Annotated in this window: 14 protein-coding genes and 5 pseudogenes; 13 read left to right on the top strand and 6 right to left on the bottom strand. The window is 59.1% G+C overall.

The features are described 5' to 3' along the window. Positions 1 to 4: 4 nt before the first annotated feature. From NS355_RS09510 to NS355_RS09480, 7 genes and pseudogenes are all read left to right on the top strand, one after another. A complete protein-coding gene (locus NS355_RS09510; protein ID WP_084787772.1) occupies positions 5 to 2203 on the top strand; it encodes a GumC family protein in 2199 nt (732 codons plus the stop codon). Continuing rightward, complete coding sequence (locus tag NS355_RS09505; RefSeq protein ID WP_153008165.1) at positions 2196 to 3365, top strand: hypothetical protein; 1170 nt, start codon at positions 2196 to 2198, stop codon at positions 3363 to 3365. Before NS355_RS09510 ends, NS355_RS09505 begins: the two co-directional genes overlap by 8 nt. Positions 3366 to 3379: 14 nt before the next feature. Then, a complete protein-coding gene (locus NS355_RS09500; protein ID WP_153008164.1) occupies positions 3380 to 4693 on the top strand; it encodes a hypothetical protein in 1314 nt (437 codons plus the stop codon). 56 nt (positions 4694 to 4749) lie between these two features. Next, on the top strand, positions 4750 to 5022 hold the full coding sequence (locus tag NS355_RS18740; protein ID WP_153008163.1) for a hypothetical protein: 273 nt from the start codon (positions 4750 to 4752) through the stop codon (positions 5020 to 5022). Positions 5023 to 5108: 86 nt separating this feature from the next. After that, positions 5109 to 5918: an IS5 family transposase gene (locus NS355_RS09490; protein ID WP_058745478.1), complete on the top strand. Its 810-nt coding sequence runs from the start codon at positions 5109 to 5111 to the stop codon at positions 5916 to 5918. A gap of 199 nt (positions 5919 to 6117) precedes the next feature. Continuing rightward, positions 6118 to 7752, top strand: a complete 1635-nt coding sequence (locus NS355_RS09485) for an ISNCY family transposase (RefSeq protein WP_084787770.1) — start codon at positions 6118 to 6120, stop codon at positions 7750 to 7752. Positions 7753 to 7879: 127 nt separating this feature from the next. Next, a pseudogene (locus NS355_RS09480) lies at positions 7880 to 8179 on the top strand (transposase); the annotation flags it as partial. 1088 nt (positions 8180 to 9267) lie between these two features. Here NS355_RS09480 and NS355_RS09470 read toward each other — a convergent pair. Continuing rightward, on the bottom strand, positions 9268 to 9825 hold the full coding sequence (locus NS355_RS09470; protein WP_058745476.1) for a hypothetical protein: 558 nt from the start codon (positions 9823 to 9825) through the stop codon (positions 9268 to 9270). Between the two features lie 413 nt (positions 9826 to 10238). Between NS355_RS09470 and NS355_RS09465 the strand changes: the two genes are divergently transcribed. Beyond that, complete coding sequence (locus tag NS355_RS09465; RefSeq protein ID WP_058745475.1) at positions 10239 to 10445, top strand: ComEA family DNA-binding protein; 207 nt, start codon at positions 10239 to 10241, stop codon at positions 10443 to 10445. Positions 10446 to 10699: 254 nt separating this feature from the next. Here the strand turns inward: NS355_RS09465 and NS355_RS09455 are convergent, their stop codons facing one another. The 3 genes and pseudogenes from NS355_RS09455 to NS355_RS09445 all read right to left on the bottom strand — a co-directional run bounded on the left by NS355_RS09455 (position 10700) and on the right by NS355_RS09445 (position 12359). Beyond that, on the bottom strand, positions 10700 to 10960 hold the full coding sequence (locus tag NS355_RS09455; protein ID WP_231902921.1) for a hypothetical protein: 261 nt from the start codon (positions 10958 to 10960) through the stop codon (positions 10700 to 10702). Between the two features lie 30 nt (positions 10961 to 10990). Next, positions 10991 to 11836: pseudogene (locus NS355_RS09450) on the bottom strand (OB-fold nucleic acid binding domain-containing protein); the annotation flags it as partial. Continuing rightward, positions 11784 to 12359, bottom strand: coding sequence for a hypothetical protein (locus NS355_RS09445; protein WP_244489625.1), 576 nt, complete (start codon positions 12357 to 12359; stop codon positions 11784 to 11786). The pseudogene NS355_RS09450 and the gene NS355_RS09445, both read right to left, overlap by 53 nt. Before the next feature lie 822 nt (positions 12360 to 13181). On the opposite strand from NS355_RS09445, the gene NS355_RS18735 reads away from it, so the two are divergent. Then, positions 13182 to 13520: a hypothetical protein gene (locus NS355_RS18735; RefSeq protein WP_153008162.1), complete on the top strand. Its 339-nt coding sequence runs from the start codon at positions 13182 to 13184 to the stop codon at positions 13518 to 13520. A gap of 40 nt (positions 13521 to 13560) precedes the next feature. Further along, positions 13561 to 13764 carry a hypothetical protein gene (locus NS355_RS09430; RefSeq protein WP_058745470.1) on the top strand — a complete coding sequence of 68 codons (204 nt, stop codon included), beginning with the start codon at positions 13561 to 13563 and terminating at the stop codon, positions 13762 to 13764. 68 nt (positions 13765 to 13832) lie between these two features. Here the strand turns inward: NS355_RS09430 and NS355_RS18280 are convergent. Beyond that, positions 13833 to 14808 (bottom strand): annotated as a pseudogene (locus tag NS355_RS18280) (IS481 family transposase); the annotation flags it as partial. Between the two features lie 226 nt (positions 14809 to 15034). On the opposite strand from NS355_RS18280, the gene NS355_RS18730 reads away from it, so the two are divergent. Both NS355_RS18730 and NS355_RS18725 read left to right on the top strand, forming a co-directional pair. Continuing rightward, positions 15035 to 15385 carry a hypothetical protein gene (locus NS355_RS18730; protein ID WP_153008161.1) on the top strand — a complete coding sequence of 117 codons (351 nt, stop codon included), beginning with the start codon at positions 15035 to 15037 and terminating at the stop codon, positions 15383 to 15385. Positions 15386 to 15445: 60 nt separating this feature from the next. Beyond that, the gene (locus NS355_RS18725) at positions 15446 to 16636 is read left to right on the top strand and encodes a hypothetical protein (RefSeq protein WP_153008160.1); all 1191 of its coding nucleotides are present in this window, start codon (positions 15446 to 15448) and stop codon (positions 16634 to 16636) included. A gap of 96 nt (positions 16637 to 16732) precedes the next feature. Here NS355_RS18725 and NS355_RS09420 read toward each other — a convergent pair. Further along, a pseudogene (locus NS355_RS09420) lies at positions 16733 to 17062 on the bottom strand (transposase); the annotation flags it as partial. Positions 17063 to 17149: 87 nt separating this feature from the next. Here NS355_RS09420 and NS355_RS18275 point away from each other — a divergent pair. Further along, positions 17150 to 17728: pseudogene (locus NS355_RS18275) on the top strand (IS3 family transposase); the annotation flags it as partial.

Raw genomic sequence — 17728 nt, 5'->3', positions numbered from 1 at the left:
TAGAATGCAATTTCCTTTTGACGGCTCCGCTGCGCCAGCCTTGCCCGGCACCGTAACGGAAAAAGCCGATGCAAAGGCGTCGGGAATTACGCTGCGCGAGATATGGGCTGCGACCTATCGCGTACGATGGTGGATCGCTGGCATTTTCGGTGTCTGCCTGGTTCTGGCGGTGGTCGTCGCCCTGTTGAGCACCCGCCTCTACCAGGCGGTCGCGTCGGTCGAGGTCCGACAGGAAGCGGAAAAGGTCCTGGGGACCGAGGCGGATCGGGAATCCGAAGCCAGCAAGATCGATTCCGATCGCTTCCTGCAAACCCAGCTCGACATCATCCGCAGCCGCGGCGTCGCGGAAGCGGTGGCCGAACGCCAGGGGCTGTTCCAGGGCAACGCATTTCTCGATGCCATGCACAAGCATGAGGACGCGGGCGACGTGCCCGTGGGCATGTCACCTCGTGATGCGCATCGCGAGCTTGTGCTCGATGTGCTGCGCAAGGCGATGGCGGCGCGATATACCGGTACGACGCGTATCGTCGCCATCTCGTTCACCAGCCCGGATCCGCGACTGTCGGCGCGCATCGCCAATGCCTATGCCGATGCCTATATCCGATCCAATCTGGCACGGAAGGCTGGCAGCTCGGTTTACGCCCTGGATTTCCTGCGCGGCCAGTTGCAGGAGGCTCAGGCCAGGCTCGAAAAGTCGGAACAGGCGGTCGTCAATTACGCCCGTCGCACCCGTATCGTCGATGCCGCCAATGCGGCCGGGAATTCGTCGAACAACGGGGAGTCGGCGCGACCTCAGTCGCTGATCACGGCCCAGCTCGTCCAGCTCAACGAAGCCTATGCGAGTGCGGTTTCCGAACGGATCGCGGCCGAGCAGAAATGGAACAAGATTTCTCGCCTGAATCCGCTGAGCACGCCGGACGTGCTGAGCAACAATGCCATTCAGCAGCTTATCGACAAGCGCGCCGATATCGAGAGTCAGTACCGGCAGCAGTTGACCACACGTCGGGAGGATTATCCCACGGTGGCCGCGGCCAAGGCCCAGTTGAACGAGATCGACCGGCAGATCGCCTCGCTGGCGGGCAATATCCGTTCCGGTATCCGCAATGCCTATGAGATCGCGCGTGGGCGCGAGCAGCAGCTGTCCGGCGAGATCGACCAGCTGAAGAGCGGCACCCTGGCGGAGCAGAATCAGGGTATCGAACTGTCGATCCTTCGTCGCGAAGCCGATACCAATCGGCAGCAATATGAGGCGCTTCTGCGCCGCTACAATGCGTTGAACGCGGAGTCGGGGGTTCAGACGAACAATCTGTCGGTCGTGGATCGCGCCAGCGTGCCTGACCGCTCGTCCTGGCCGAAGCTTCCGCTCAACATCGCGCTGGCTCTTATTCTCGGCCTGATGCTGTCGGCACTCTTCGTATTCCTGTACGAACAGCTGTTCCATTCGCTTCGCACGCCGGACGAAGTGCGGTCGGCGACGGGATTGGCGCTGCTGGGTGTCGTTCCCTCGTCGGAAGACCCGGCGGTGGAGCTGGCGGATGTCAAATCCTTCCAGTCCGATGCCTACAATTCTGTTCGGACCAGCCTGTCTCTGATTTCGCCGAACGGTTTGCCGCGCACCCTGATGCTGACCAGCACGCAACAGGGCGAGGGCAAGTCGACCGCCTGTCACGCTTTGGCGCTCAGCCTGGCACGACTGGGCAAGCGGGTCATCATCGTCGACCTCGACCTGCGTCGACCCAATGCCCATCGCCTGTTCGGCATGGCCAATAAGGACGGCTTCAGCAATCTGGTCACCGGGCAACTGACGCTCGACGAGGCGATCCGGCATACGCACGACGCCAATATCGACCTCATCGTCGCGGGCGATATTCCGCCCAATCCGACCGAACTAATGGACAGCCCGCAGGTTCGCACCATCCTGGGCGAGTTGAGCGCTCGGTATGACGTCGTGCTCGTCGACTCCGCGCCGGTCCTGGGGCTGGCCGATGCGATCATTTTGTCGAGCGCCGTCGATGCCACGGTGTATGTCGTCGAGTCCGGCCGGAACTCGGCCCGTACGGTCCAGGCTTCGCTCGGCCGCCTCGCCCAGGGTGGCGGAGCCATGGCGGGCGTCGTGCTGCTGAAGTTCGATCCAGGTCGTCTGGGCTATGGCTATGGTGTCGAATATGGCTACAGCTACGACTACGGCAGCCGAAATGCCTGATCGCGTCGTATCGGCAGGAGGCCGTCGCTTGGGCGCGGCCTTGGTCGCCTTGGCTGTGTCGGCTTTGACGGGGTACGGCCTGATGGCGTCCTACTCCGTCAACCGTCTCAACCAGTTGTCCGGTGCCGCTACTCTCGCGGATCAGACATCGGAGAAAAACGCCGTTTTGTCGGCGGTTTCGGACTCCACGGTCGATACGGCGCTGACGGCGAGCCCGTTGATGCAGCGACTGGTCGATGTCGCCATGGTCCGGGCAAGCTATCGCGGTGCCGCCATCGGGCCGTGGATGACCCATATCCGCAGGCTCGGTTGGCGAGATACCGTCTCGCTGCAAAATGCGCTTCTTGTCGCTGGCAAGAACAATGATCTGCCGGATGCGCTGAATATAAGCGACGCGCTTTTGCGACGGCAGCAGCTGATGGAACAGCTGGTCCCCATCCTGGCCATGATGGAGATCGATGCCAGTTTTCAAGGTCACATCGTCGGACGACTGGCGCAGCGGCCGAGTTGGCGCGCGGTCTATCTGACCTCCATGGAGCATATGCAGTCCCCGGAACAGCTGACCGGGCGTTATGCGGTCTTGCGGGCCCTGGCGGCTCGCGGGGGTTTGGACAGGGATGAGATCGTCGCCAATGTGACGATGCTGGAGAGGACCGGACGTCCGGATCTGGCCTTCGACATTTGGAAGTCGACCCAAAAGGGCGTCTCGCAACCGCTCAACGATCCAGACTTCACCCGATCGGCGCAATCCGCCTCGCTGGATGGAGAGGTCATTCCGTTCGAATGGCAGATGATGACCGGTGAGGGGTTCAGTGCGGGCGCCTTGGAAGAAAATGGCCGGTCCCAGCTGACCATTGATTGGGACGGACGCGGTGTTCCTACATTCGCGCGCCAACGGACCTCGGCGTCGCCGGGGCGCTACGCCCTGACAGTACAGACGCCATCGCGTTCCAATCCGAATCTCTCGGCGCTGACATTCCGTTTCCTGTGCGGGAACAAAGCCACGCCTTTCCTCGCCGACCCTAAGAGGCCCGGCTATTATGTGGCATCCGAATCGGCGTCGTGCTCCTACCCCATCCTTGAAATTCTTGGTGACGTCCAGCCCTCCACGTCCATCCATCAGTTCACGATAAAGTCTCTAAATCTTCATCGTATTTCGTAAGAGAGATCCGACTCATGGCGTCTTTGCCAGATACCGTTCCGAGCAAGATCGGAGCAAAATCTCCTTACCTGCATGTTTCCGATGGACTGGTTCGGGACTGGTACTTTCCGATATTGCTTTTTTTAGCTCCGATCCAAAGTATCTTGCTGCTGCCCGTTCAGGGGACGACGCCTGCATTCATGCTCGTGCTTGCAGCGCCGCTTCTGTTGCTGGGTAACGATCGGAGATATTTCAAGCTTCTCGGCTTCCTATTTCTTTTTATATCCCTCTACGTCGTTTATATGGCCGTGAGTCTGTCAGGATATCTTATCGATACCCCGGATCTCAGCAATTTGACGGTTATCAGAGAAATTTACGTCTATGGCCTGCTGAGACAATCTCATGTCACGCAAGGCATATACCTTATGGCTGCGTTGATGTTTTTCTTCATAATGACGCAATATTATCAAGAGTCATTCATAAAGTGGGCGTTCTTTGGAATATTTTTCTTGGTAGCCTATGGTTTCTACGAATTTATATTTTACGCAATTTTTCATGAAAATGTAGATTTTTTGTCGAACAGGAACTTCGGTGACCTCAATTCGGTAGCTGAAGGGCGGGGGCAGGGCGACTATGCTACCGGCAGCGCGATTCAGCCGTCCAACCTGTTCGGCGCAGGTTTCATGCGCCTGAAAAGCCTAGTTGGCGAGCCGTCGATGTACGCCCTGACCGTGACGCCTTTTGCCGTTTACGCCTATGGCCGCAAATGGTGGCTGATATTCTTCATCCTATTTCTATCCTTGTTTCTGTCAACGTCGACGACGGCGGTCATTGGTCTCCTGTTTGGCATAGCCTTCATCGAGATTAGTCAAAGGAAGGAATTTGTCCTGTACATCGGGGCATTCATCTTCGTATCCTCGCTCCTTTATGCGACGTTCGATCCGATTCAAAATGCCTTGAATACCCTGCTTTTTGAAAAGATGGAAACGGTGTCCGGTAATGAAAGACTTACCTCTTTCGTAGATCACTCTTCTGTTATCATCGGAAGCAACATTGTCCGGTTCGCCTTCGGGCTGGGCTTTGGAACCGTGCGTTCGTTGGATATGATGTCGAATCTTCTGGCAAACATCGGCGTTGTCGGATTTCTGGGCTTCTCCGCTATCGTACTTTACCCAAGTTTTCGGCTAAAACATCAGGGTGATACGGTAGCGATCATAGCCGCCGTGATATCGATATATCTGATGCAGATTACGACCGTCCCGGAATATGCCTATCTTCCGCCATGGTTTATCGTCGCTCTAAGCTATGTTAGATTGAGACAGCAAAGGCTTGGCCAAGTCGCTTATTAGCTATCGGCCGGGACGTCATCGGCTATGACGAGTCTCATGAACGAACTGAGGACCGTATGATCGGTATTTTTCTGGCCGCGATGATCTTGCCCGTTTCGATGGGTAGCGGCGCTGCGCAATCGCAGGCAAAGGCGGCGGCCTCCGAACAATTGAGCGAAGATTTGCCGTCCGATGCCGAGGCCCTGCGGCAATCGAAACCTCTCGCGGCCCGCCGCGATAATCAAATGATCAGCAAGAACGAGGCGTATAACCGAGAACGTCGATCCAAGGGGCGTGTAGGTATCCGCCTGGGTAATGATGTCGGGATCAGAGTTTCAAACAGTGAATGAGACCGCTCCATCCATTCCCAGCGATCTGCAGTCGAATCTATAGGCTGTTATGGACTTGAGAGGTTTGCTGATTCATCCGGTGTTGGATGAGCATTTGCCGCAAGCCGTATCCATCTGACGTCAGCGACGAGGAATGGTTGCTGGTTGCACCGTACCTACTGCTGCAACGCGAGGATGCCGGGCAGCGGGAGCATGACCTGCGGGAGGTGTTCGACGGCCTTCGCTACATTGTGAAGACGGGCGCGCCATGGCGGTGGATGCCGAACGATCTGCCGCCCTGGGCAGCAGTGTACCAGCAGACGCAGCGCTGGCTGGCGGCAGGTTGCTTTGAGGCGCTGGTGGACGACTTGCGCGCGGTGCTGCGGCTGTCAGCGGGGCACAAGGCCGAGCCGACCGCTGCGATCATCGACAGCCGGACGCTTCGATCGACGCCCGAGAGCGGCGAGCGTGCCGGCTATGACGGGGCCAAGCGCAAGAAGGGCTCGAAGATCCACATGGCCGTCGACACGCTGGGCCATCTGCTGGCCCTCCATGTCACGCCAGCCAGCGCCGAGGACCGCGGCGAGGTGGAGCGGCTCGCCCGCACCGTGCAGGCGGTCACCGGCGACACGGTCGAGATGGCCTGGGTGGGCCAGGGCTATACCGGCCCGCGGGCGGCCGATGCCGCAGACAAGCATGGCATCGCGCTCGAAGTCGTCAAACTGCCACAGGCCAAGCGCGGCTTTGTTCTCCTGCCGCGCCGCTGGGTCGTCGAGCGGTCATTCGCCTGGGCAACCCGCTTCCGCCGTCTCGTCAAAGACTATGAACGCTATGCTCAAACACTCGCCGGACTTCACGTCGTCGCATTCGCCTGCATCATGATGAAGCAGGCTGCCGCGATCGCCGCAGGTTCATAATAGCCTCTAGTATCCCAGGGATTAGCGATCGTTGAGGTTCCGATCGATGCATGAGTAATGGATTCCACACCCCATCACGCAAACCGCCACACTTTACATAAGAAATATTATCGAACTGAAGGAGCCAGAGTGGGTGCATTCTAGATCGAAGTGCGAAAACCCGGCTTAAGTGCGGGCTCCAGTCACCTGAGGATTGCGCATGGGCTGCTACACGCATCTGGATCTCGACGAACGGCGCAAACTATATCAGCTGACGAGCGCCGGCAGAAGTCCACGCCAAGCCGGGGCCGAGCTCGGGCGTCATGCGTCGACGATCTACCGCGAGCTGAAGCGCAATCACCGGTTCGACGAAGAGCCGATGTTTCGCGGATACTTTCCACTGACTGCTCAATCGATGGCAGCTGGGCGACGGCTTAGGGGCGCGAAAATCAGCCGATATCACGAGCTCGCCAGCTATATCGTCGACCGACTGAAAGCCGCCTGGTCGCCGGAGCAGATCGCCGGCTACCTTCGGCACCGTACCGCAGGCCTGCTGCGGGTGAGCCATGAGACGATCTACCAGTTCGTGTATGGGCCCGACGGTCAGGCCGCCAAGCTGGCGCGCCTGCTGCCCACAGGCAGGCGGAAACGCCGACGTCGCTACGCTCGCAAACCACGCGGCCTGAACATTCCGCCCGCTCACACCATCGCGGCTCGACCGCCAGACATCGCTAAGCGGGTCGACTTTGGCCATTGGGAAGGCGACCTGGCGCGCAGCCAGGTGTTCAAGCTGCTCGCGCGGCTGCGCGCTGAAGGTCCGTCCGGCCTGATATCTCGCAAGCGCGGGCGTCCGAGCAACCGCCGGTTCAGCGACGCCTTCCGCGAGCGCTATGCCGATTTCGGTCCGACGCTGGCGGCGGAATATCTTGCCGAGCGGCACGGCATCTCCATCTCGCACGAGACGCTCCGCCTGATGATGATGGAGGCTGGCCTGTGGACTGCCAAGCGGGCAAAACGTGCTCAGCTTCATCAGATGCGACATCGTCGCGACCGACGTGGCGAACTCGTCCAGGTCGACGGCTCGGACCATGACTGGTTCGAGGGGCGCGGCCCGCGCTGCAGCCTCCTGGTCTATATCGACGATGCGACCAGTGAATTGATGCACCTCGAGATGGCGGAGAGCGAGAGCACCTTCTCCTACATGCGCGCGACGACGGCGTATCTGAAGCGGCACGGCAAGCCGGTCGCATTCTATTCGGACAAGCACAGCGCCTTTCGCAATGACAACGCCACGGCCGAGGGTGACGGCATGACCCATCTCGGCCGCGCCCTCGACAAGCTCGATATCGGGATCATCTGCGCCAATTCGCCGCAGGCGAAGGGCCGCGTTGAGCGTGCCAACGGGACGTTGCAGGACCGACTGGTCAAGGCGATGCGGCTTGAAGGTGTCTCATCGATCGAACACGCCAACGCCTTCCTCCCGACGTATCTAGCGCAGCACAATGAGCGGTTTGCCCGCCCTCCCCGCGTCGCCCTCGATGCGCATCGCCCTCTTGCCCCTTCTGACGACGTCGACGCCGAAATGGTCTGGCGCGAGGAGCGGACGGTGACCAAGTCACTCTCGATCCATTTCAACAAGGCGATCTTCATCCTCGACCCGACGCCCGCAGCCCGATCGCTCGCCGGCAAGCGTGTTCAGATCTGCGAGTATCCCGACGGTCGTATCGAGGTACGGCACAACCATCGGGCCCTCCCCTACACCGTCTTTGACAAGATGCGGCAGGTGAACCAGGCCGAGATCGTCGACAGCAAGCGCCTAGGGTCAGGACCCATTGATGTGAGGGCGACGATCTGATTCAGGCTCCGCGAGGAGACCGGAATGAGCGACCTGTTTTGGCTGACGGACGAACAGATGGAACGGCTGCGTCCGTTCTTTCCCAAGAGCCACGGCAAGCCGCGTGTTGATGACCGTAAGGTGTTGAGCGGCAGCACTGCTCGACGATATGCCAAAGGCGCAATGGCTGCTCGGCGACCGCGGCTACGACGCCGACTGGTTCAGAGACGCGCTCCAGGCAAAAGGCATTCAGCCGTGCATCCCGGGCCGGCGATCCCGCAACGAGCCCATCAGGTACGACAAGCGCCGCTACCGGCGCCGCAGCCGCATCGAGATCATGTTCGGTCGCCTCAAAGACTGGCGACGCGTCGCAACCCGCTACGATCGCTGCCCCACGGCATTCTTCTCCGCCATCGCACTCGCCGCCACCGTCATCTTCTGGCTGTGATCAATGAGTCCTGACCCTAGGAGCGGCGCTCGCCATGGCGCAGGCCATGCAGGATGTGAGGCCCCATCACCGGAAGCGGAACAACAACGAGCCGGCGCGCAGTTCCGGGTCCTTCACGATCTTCACTCCTTCCCCGCAACCGGATACCGCGAAGGTGGACCGGCGCCGGCTATGCACCCCAAAGCTGAAACGCGGGCCGCGGCTGTCGAACGACGAACTGATCGGGCGTGGGCTGGGCGAGTACGTGAGATAGGCGCTTCCAGCTTTCCCGTTTTCCCATGTCGGCCGGGCAGCTTTGGGAAAAAGCAATCGGGAACAGATTTCGGGAAATCTGGCCTCTGAGGCGCGCCTCCCCCCTCACTCGGCACGGCCATTCTCGGCCGCCGTTCGTTTGCGGGAGGGTCGAGGTGGTTTGTCGCTACCTAAAAACCATAAATCGCTCGAACCGATTGGACGCGCGTAAATGCGCTAATGCCAAGAACCAGCATCACTATAACTGCCAGTCCGAAACGCCGAGATGCAGAAGTCTCGGCGGTGCTGTTCAACGAGTAAACTGCCAGCATTCCGCAGGCGGTTGCCATTGCGACAAATCCGAACAAGTACAGAGCAGTACCCTCCGCTTGGTGGTGCTGCGTAGGATGATTGACAATCCTATACAAGTCATGGACGTGGGGAGCGCGATTGTATGCCCAGCCTGCATATGCCCAAAGAGCAATACAGAATAAGGCGAACGGCGCTGCGGCGAGCCACCGACTAATCCGACTCATAGCCATTTCGCGATACTAGCCTCGACGGGAAGCATCCGCCATCACCGCTTGGGTGCAGTTAAGACCCGTGCCCAATTTACCATCCTCGTGGGAAAGCTCTCGCGGTGTGACCGGACTCGCTGCTGTCGCAGCGGGTCCGGGGTCAGGAGCCGGGAGGTTATCGCATCAGCGGGGGCAGCGCTGCGCTGTGGGATGGCTCCACGCTGCCCCCGCTGCTACAAAGGGGTGTCATTTCTATCTGGCACGGAAAGTGTCTTTTCTAAATTGCGGGAACGGAGAGCAATAGTGGTGCGTAAGGCATAGCTTCATCATACCTTAGGATCAGGCATTTGGCTCGTAATTTTGAAGCTGATCTTCCGAATCAGGTCGGTCGGAACGACCGAGCCAGCGGTCCTTGGACAGTATAGGTTCCCACTCAGCGTAATTTTCAAATGATGGATCATCAAGCCAGGCGAGAGCAATATCTAACTCGTCGCGCTCAAGCGGGGTTCTTGCGGAGCCTCCCTCCGGGCCATTGACGATGTGCTGAAAGGTCTTAAACGCACGTGCAGGTATATAGAGTTGAACCATACGTTGGTCGGGTAGCCCGCTGATAGTTATGAAACCTTCAGCGATCAGGCGTCGGACGGCTTGATCAATTCGGCGACCATTCAATTGGCAGCGTTTCATCAAATCTTCGCGTCTGAGCGCTACAGGCCGGGCAAAGGCCCCGCGCTGGAATGATAGCGCCTCAAAGACATCCATACCGGCCCGGGTCATCAAACCTGTTTCCCGACCACGCCTTCCGCGGGTCGCTTGCTCGTACGTCACAACGATGTTGCAGATCATGTCGAGCGCGAAATACTGCTCCTCAGCCTTCACCCGATCGATCGATTTCATACCGCCTCCTCATCAACAAAGAGGCGGTACCCGGCTGCCAGAGCCGGGCGTTAGGAACCCTGCGTGTGCCGCAAGGCGCTGCCGTCTTTGGGCAGAACCTTGGACATGCACGACAGCCACCCGGCCGAGAAGCTCTCAACCGGTGCACACCATCAGAGGGGTTCCTACGCCCCAGGGACGGGCCTTCACCGTCCTTGAATGCCAGATCGCAGATGTAGGCTGTCCAGGCAATGCTGATCGTTTTCAAAGCGACATGGCACCGGCCGGTCTCGCCCTAGGGCAATCGGGCTCGTGCCTGGAGCGTCATATTTGTCACCGGGCGCCATCCCTCCCTGTAGCACAATATTCCTTCGCGTCGGTCTGAACCGGAATTGCTTGTCGTTTGTTTTTTCCAACTACCGAGAAGGACGATTATGAACGACGGATCTCTCGTCAACGTAAACACAGCGACGGCCGAGCAGCTGGAGGCCGTCCTCGAGCTTAAAGGTCACGGCTTCGAGATTGTGCGCTACCGTGAGGAGCGCGGCAAATTCACCGATCTTCGTCAGCTTGATGAGGTGCCCGGCATGGCTGGAAAGGCGGATGGCGGAAGGTCTGCCCTGACCGTTGGTGATGCCTGATGCCTGATGCCTGATGCCTTAGCGGCGCAGGATCGGCACCGACGATACCGAGGCATGGCCGCGGCGACCGCATCCTCGGCATCGCAGCCGAATGACCTTCGATGCGACATCGCCGTCGCCGTGAAAGCGTTCGAGGATCTGACTTGCTGGCATATTCATGCTCCGGCCGCAGGCGCATGCGATCCGCATGTCGGCGCGATCGGTCGCCCATTCGCCGAGCGTTTTGTACGGTGCCTCGATCGTCGGCCGTTTGCTCACAGCGGGGATACGTCCTCATAGCGTCCCGCCTTGCGAAGCTGGCGAACGATCCCGTTAAACGCGGCCGTCACGCCTTGGGCTCTGCCAATTTCGTTCGTTTGGGATGCGGCATCCCAATAGAGCTCGAGGGGCCAGCGTTCAGGGCAGTGGGGCAGAAGACAGCGTAGCGCGAGCCGGACTTCCATGCCGTCGACCGTTGTTTCCGAGCACCTGGCCACGCCGGCACGCAGGATGTGCACCGACAGCGCGATCACCACGCGCTGGTGCCGAGGCAGCGTCGACACGGATTAGTGGAAGTCGTGCGATTTGAAGCGCACGACGTCCTCTGGATCCTTACCGTCCGCGTGGGGCGGCCAGTATTGGTTGCGCGGCTCAGGCTGCCATCCTTTGTCCCCGCGATCCGGTGAGCCTGGATGCTGGCCCGCGTCACCGCGGCCGGTGCGGTGCGGGAAGGACATGTCGCCAACACGGTGCAGCAGGTCGCCATGGTCGACGATCCGGTCGCAGATGACGTGGATCACCTCGCCTTCCTTCTGCACGCGCCCCTTGAGACCGACCATGGAAGCCGACATCACGGTGCGGCGCTGCGCCTCGAAGCGGTCGGGCCAAAGTATGCCGTTGGCGACGCCGGTCTCGTCCTCGATCGTGATGAACAGCACACCCTTCGCGGAACCAGGCTTCTGGCGGACTAGGATGATGCCCGCGACTTCGACATGGCGGCCGTCGCGGACGCTGGCGAGATCCGCGCAGCGGGTGACGCCGCGGCGTCGCAGTTCGTCGCGCACGAACGTCAGCGGGTGAGCGCGGAGCGACAGCTGGAGGTTGCGATAATCCTCGATTACCTCGCGGCCGTCGGTCAGCGCCCGTAGCTGCACCTCGGGCTCAATCCCTTCCGCGCTCAGCGTCTCGGCCGCGCGGTCCGCCGCGGCGAAGAGCGGTAATGGGGCCTCGCCGAGCCCCCTCACCTTCCAGAGTCCCTGCCGGCGATCGGCGCCGAAACTGTGGAAGGCGTCACCGTCCGCCAGCTTCTCGATCGCGGCACGTTGCGCGCCAGACCGGCGCCACACGTCCTCGACGCAGTCATATGCCGTGGTGCTGCGCGCTGAGACGATCTTGGCCCCGTCCACCCGGCTCGACGCGGGTGAGCTCGCTGCGGCCGAAGCGAGCGAGGGCATGGGCCGCGCCTGCCGTGTCAGCGACGGCCACGCGCGCTGTGAAGCCGGCACGACGGCAGAAGGCGATCAGCCGCCTGCAGAACCGCTCCTCGCCACCATGCAAATGCGCACAGCCCGCAAGGTCGATCCAGAGCCCATCAGCAGGCGTGACAGCAGCAATCGGCGACCAGCGCCGAACCGCGAACAGCGCAAGGCGATCGAGGAGTGCAGCATCAGCCTCCGGCTCGGCCGGACGGAAGTCGAGATCCGATACCAGCGCGCGCGCGTGGGTCGTAGCCATACCGGGATGGATGCCAAGCGCCCGCGCGCCTTCGCACGCAGCAACCACCTCCTCGCGCCGGCCAGCTTTGCCAATGAGTGCCAAGGGTGGAAGGCCATCGGTTTTAATATCCAATGGCGATGCTTTTCGCGCGGGATGCCCTGCGATTACCGTCTTATAAGGGTGGCTTGCTGCCTCTGATCGACGGCCGAGCTCGCGCATGGGCGGCTGCGCATGCGTTGGCAGCGCCGCAATCTGTGTCTCGACGTCGGCGCGGGAAGGCAGGCCCTCGCGTGCCCACCGCGCACCTGGCCGCCAACCGCCGCCCCGCGGCACCGAACAGGCGCCGGGGTCGTCATCTACCGGCAGCTCCAGGACAGGCCGTTCAGGCTGCCGCGAAGCGGACCGTTCCAACCGTCTCAGCCGCTCGATGGCCAAGTCCGGCAGGAACAGCGAGACGACCCGTCTCATCGCTGCCCTCCACAATCAGGGAGAACCCCTCACCCCCACGCTGGCGAGCGCACTCCACCGCCCATCTCGCCCTTCCCACACCCGCGACATCAAGCCGCTCGGACGGTGCGGTGCCGATCCTCCAGCGGGTCCAGGCCGCAGATGGTTCGGCGAGCGGATCCTCGCCCAGACCACGTCGACGGCGCAAAAGCAGGACGGGCATGTCAGCCTCGGCCGCTACCAGCTGCAGACGGCGGGTTGCGACCATGGAGACTTTGCTCGCCTCGGCGACGATGGCAGACGGTGTGCCGTCGCGCACCGCATCCTCGATCACCGCCAGGAGGGCTGCGTCATCGCGCGGTTGTGGCGATCGTCCGCAAATGCGCTATGGTCGGTGCGACGGAAGAAAGGGCGGCGGACATAAGGGTTAGACTCTACTTGTTCCCTTTGTGTTCCGTTAACGCGGGCCGTTGGTCAAGTGGGTTTGCGTTTCTACCCCGTCCCATAAGGCGCCAGCGTCGAGCCGAACGGCCGATCTCACTTTTCGCAAAAGCTTTGTAGACCAGCCCGATGCGGCCGCATTATAGCGGGCTCATGAGCCTCGGCCGCCTTGTTCGTGCTCTCGCGTTATCGTTCCTGGCGGTGATGCTTGTCCTGCGGGTCGGGCCGGTTTGCGAGGCCGTTGCAGTCGCTGCGACGCCAATCGCCGCAGCTGATATGCAGATGATGGCGGGCTGCGATCAGCCCGTGAAGAAGCCGATCAAGGGCCCTTCCTCGCAGGCGTGCATTGGCGGCTGCATTGCTGTCGATTCGCATCCCATTCTCGCCGCCACGATCGCGCCGGCTGTCGCCGCTTCGCCGATCATGGCCGCTCATCCGCATCTTGAAGGCCACTGCGGTGGCCCTGCTCCCCCGCCCCCGCGAGCGGTGTGATCGACCAACATCCAACGATCACATTTCAAGGAATGCTCACATGAAGACCATCAAGTTTGTTGCGGCCGCTATCGCTCTCTCGCTCGTTCCTGCCACGGCCTTCGCTGCGGCCGATTGCTGCGCCGGCAAGGAGTGCTGCAAGGACGGTAAAGACTGCTGCAAGGACGGCAAAGGCGACTGCTGCAAGGACATGAAGGGCGGCGATCATGCCGGCCATGACATGTCGGGTATGTCGATGAAGTGATTGCGGACGGGGCGCTGGGAAGCGCCCCGTTTGTTTTGCTCCGTCGCCGCCTGGTTCATCCCGATAGTGTTCAGTCCCGGCATTTGGTGGATTGGGTTGACGATGAACCGGTCTGGCTCTGACGTCCAGATCTTGGCGATGTATTCGTAGGGCGTGAGCCCGCTGAGCGTCTTGAGTCGTCGGGCGAAGTTGTAGGCGGCCATGAAATCGGCGAGGTGGGTCCGGAGCTGGTCATGGCTTTCGTAGTGGAAGCGTTTGACGGTCGCCTCCTTGATGGTCCGGTTCATCCGCTCGACCCCGGCCTTCGCCGGGGCAGGCTCTGTCCGTTGGTCCACGGAGGGTTCGGTTTGGTGAGCCGGTGCTCGATGTCGTTGGCCTCGCAGATCATGTCGAAGCGCATCTGGCGGGACCAGGCGGTGTTGCGGTTGCGTGGCTGCTCAGCGAACTGAATGCCGTTATCGGTCAGGATCGTGTGAATGCGGTAGGGTACGGCTTTCAGCAGGTGTTCGAGAAACTCCGACGCTGTGCGCCTATCGGCCTTGTCGACCAGTTGCGTGACGGCGAACTTGCTGGTGCGGTCAATGCCGACAAACAGGTAGAGCTTGCCTTCGGCAGTCTGCACCTCAGCGATATCGATATGAAAGAAACCGATCGGGTAGCGCTTGAAGCGTTGTCGCTTCGGCTTATCGCCCTCGACGTCTGGCAGGCGGGAGATGCCGTGCCGCTGTAGGCAACGATGCAGCGCTGACCGGCTCAGGTGCGGTATCGACGGCTGCAGGGCATAGAGGCAGTCATCCAGGGGCAGCAATGTGTGGCGTCGGAACGCCACAACTATCGCCTCCTCCGCCTCGGTGAGGATCGTTGAATGAGGGGCCTTCGGCCCGGTCTTCAGATCCTCGACCGTCGCCCTCTTGCGCCACTTCGCGACCGTCTTCGGGTTGCCCCCCAGCTCGCGGCTCAGCGTCGCGAGCGAAGCTTGGCGTGCTGTATTGCTGCTCCGACGGCGTGCGTGGTCGTGGCGCACACATGACGAACCTGTCCCATGCGGCATCCTTCCATGCCAACGAAAGGATCTCACCATCAAATCGTGGGATCAAACACCTAAACAAAGTAAAATACTATCATTGCCTTATTAAAATAAAAATTACTTGTTACAAGAAAAGCATTACAATATCTGATTAAAACATGCCATATGACTTACAAATTTCAACTTTATCAACTGATAACAGTGTAAATATATAGCAACGTAGGAAAATGAGGCTTCATGACTATGAAATATTTCAAATATATGACGGTTTTTGCCGCACTTTTTGCCAATCCGGCGATTGCAGATGCCCAAAGAACGACCTCAGATGGTACATATATTGGTAAGATCTATTCTATAGCATATGGGTTCTATGGCGAAATAGGAGTGCATTTGGGTAGCCAAAGCTGCAATGGCTCCAATGTGGTGTTCCTTAAAAAAGACAACCCGCAATATGATAATATAAGAGCTATGATTCTAACGGCAATATCGTCGGGCCAAATTGTAAAATTTGCAAGACTTGGATCTTATGGATTGTATTCAAATGGCTGCGTCATTGGCGAGGCGGCGATCGGCGAATGGCCTGCATGGAATTAAATTTTATATTAAAACCATAGTATACAATAATTAAAAAGGTCATTGCAGGGGGTTCGCTATATGAGACATAAGGCCGCCGCTATTGCAGTTTCTGCAATATCAGCCGGATACATATTGTTCGCACAATATCATTCAGCAAGCAGAAAATATAAGCAGCCTGACTCAAATATCCGAATTGTTGATGGCTACAATTCGAGATATATGGCGCAAAGACAGATCGAAGACTGTTCTCAGGAATACAGCTGCACAGCACCCCCTGAATCCGTAGAAAATGGCGTTGAGCTATATGATTATCTCGTGCAAGACGTTTGCACAGATGACAAAGATAACGTTATTTCTGGTAACCCGTCGAACTGTTCAGTTCGGCGAAATATCAGGGTAGGCGAAAATTCACCATACATTATGACTGACTTCGAAAAATGGAATGGCGGCTCAATATCAACATACGAGGGCTCAAATAGCATTCCAGTCCAGGGAATGGATGGATATACAAAAATATTAATAACTAAATCATTGCAAGGGAACTTCCAGTCAAATTACACATTCAATTGGGACCAAAATCGCGACGCCTATGATCTGATTGATCTGAACCATTCTCCGTACGCGTCCTACGTCCGGACCTCAGACCCTGGCTGCCAAGATCAGATTTGGTCATCAACCGGCAGCGCTGCAAATATGGCGCAGCGTGCGGGTGGCTGGATTCTATTTCCTACCTCAAATCCTCCGAGCACTTGGCCGCAATCTTCAAGTGTCAATGTTAAAACATATCATATACAAGTGACGCCTAATCGCCCCGACTGTGGAAATGGTAACTCCGCTGGAGTAACGTATTGGAACAGGCCAAGCGCCTATCACTTTGAAGCTGGAAAATCCTTAACAGCAATACGCTCTTTTCACTTTGCTAATAAGGCACTGTATCAGACGAACAATGCCTTGGAGAAATATTACTTCTCCAAAGAATATGGCTTCACTCGGTGGGAAAGCTGGGTCCCGCAAAATAGATGTTTTTCTGAGAGGGGTAGTGGCTCGGCAATCTGCCATCCCGAGTCTACAAATTATCCTCTCAAAGGGAGGTGCAGCGTTTTGAATGCCAATTCATCGCCATATCCCGGCCTTGACGTGTTCGGTAATCAATATTGGGTCATGATCGACTGCCGTGACCACTCAAACTACGTAAGGCTTGATAGTCCCCAAGTCATGCTCGACAACGTAATTGCTCAAAATGACGGCTATAGAGATATATTTAGATAAAACTCTGCGCGAATGTTGGTCTTTCGTCAAGCGAAGGGTGTCGCTAGATCTAGTAAAGCATATTATTGCAAAATATCAGGATGGCCCTAGAGGCTGTTATGAACCTGCGGCGATCGCGGCAGCCTGCTTCATCATGATGCAGGCGAAGGCGACGGCGTGAAGTCCAGCGAGTGTTTGAGCATAGCGTTCATAGTCTTTGACGAGACGGCGGAAGCGGGTTGCCCAGGCGAATGACCGCTCGACGCCCCAGCGGCGCGGCAGGAGAACAAAGCCGCGCTTGGCCTGTGGCAGTTTGACGACTTCGAGCGCGATGCCATGCTTGTCTGCGGCATCGGCCGCCCGCTGGCCGGTATAGCCCTGGTCCACCCAGGCCATCTCGACCGTGTCGCCGGTGACCGCCTGCACGGTGCGGGCGAGCCGCTCCACCTAGAGGTGGTTCGGGAAATCTGCACAGCGGGGATAAGTGGATTGCCGATGTGACAGCGGCCATGCTGGCCGCGAGCAGGAGGCAAGATGAGCAAGCGACCGCGCCGGAACCACAGCCCGGCGTTCAAGGCGAAGGTGGCACTGGCTGCCGTGAAGGGCGAAAAGACGCTGGCCGAGTTGGCCCAGCAGTACGACGTGCATCCGAATCTCATCAACCAGTGGCGGGCGCGACTGCTGGAGGGCGCAGCGGACGTGTTCGGCGCGGAACCCGTCGCAGCCGAGCCTGCAGTGGACATCACGGTGCTGCACGCGAAGATCGGCGAACTGACGCTGGCGAACGATTTTTTGGCCGGTGCGCTCGGGAAGGCCGGTCTGTTGCCGAGCGCAAAGCGATGATCGACCGGGGTCATGCGCTGCCGCTGATTGCCCAGGCGCGGCAGCTCGGGATCAGCCGCGGCAGCATTTACTATTTGCCGCGCCCTGTACCGGAGGCCGACCTGGCCATCATGCGACGGATCGACGAGTTGCACCTGCTTTACCCGTTCGCGGGCAGCCGAATGTTGCGCGATCTGCTCCGGCAGGAGGGCACGCCGGTGGGTCGGCTTCATGTCGCGACGCCGATGAAGCGGATGGGGCTGGAGGCGCTCTACCGACGCCCGAACACGT

Source organism: Sphingomonas yabuuchiae (assembly GCF_001477495.1).
In the GTDB taxonomy this organism is placed as follows: Bacteria; Pseudomonadota; Alphaproteobacteria; order Sphingomonadales; family Sphingomonadaceae; genus Sphingomonas; species Sphingomonas yabuuchiae_A.
Note: the sequence above shows the minus strand (reverse complement) of the source record. Positions and strands in the feature narration are given on the sequence as shown.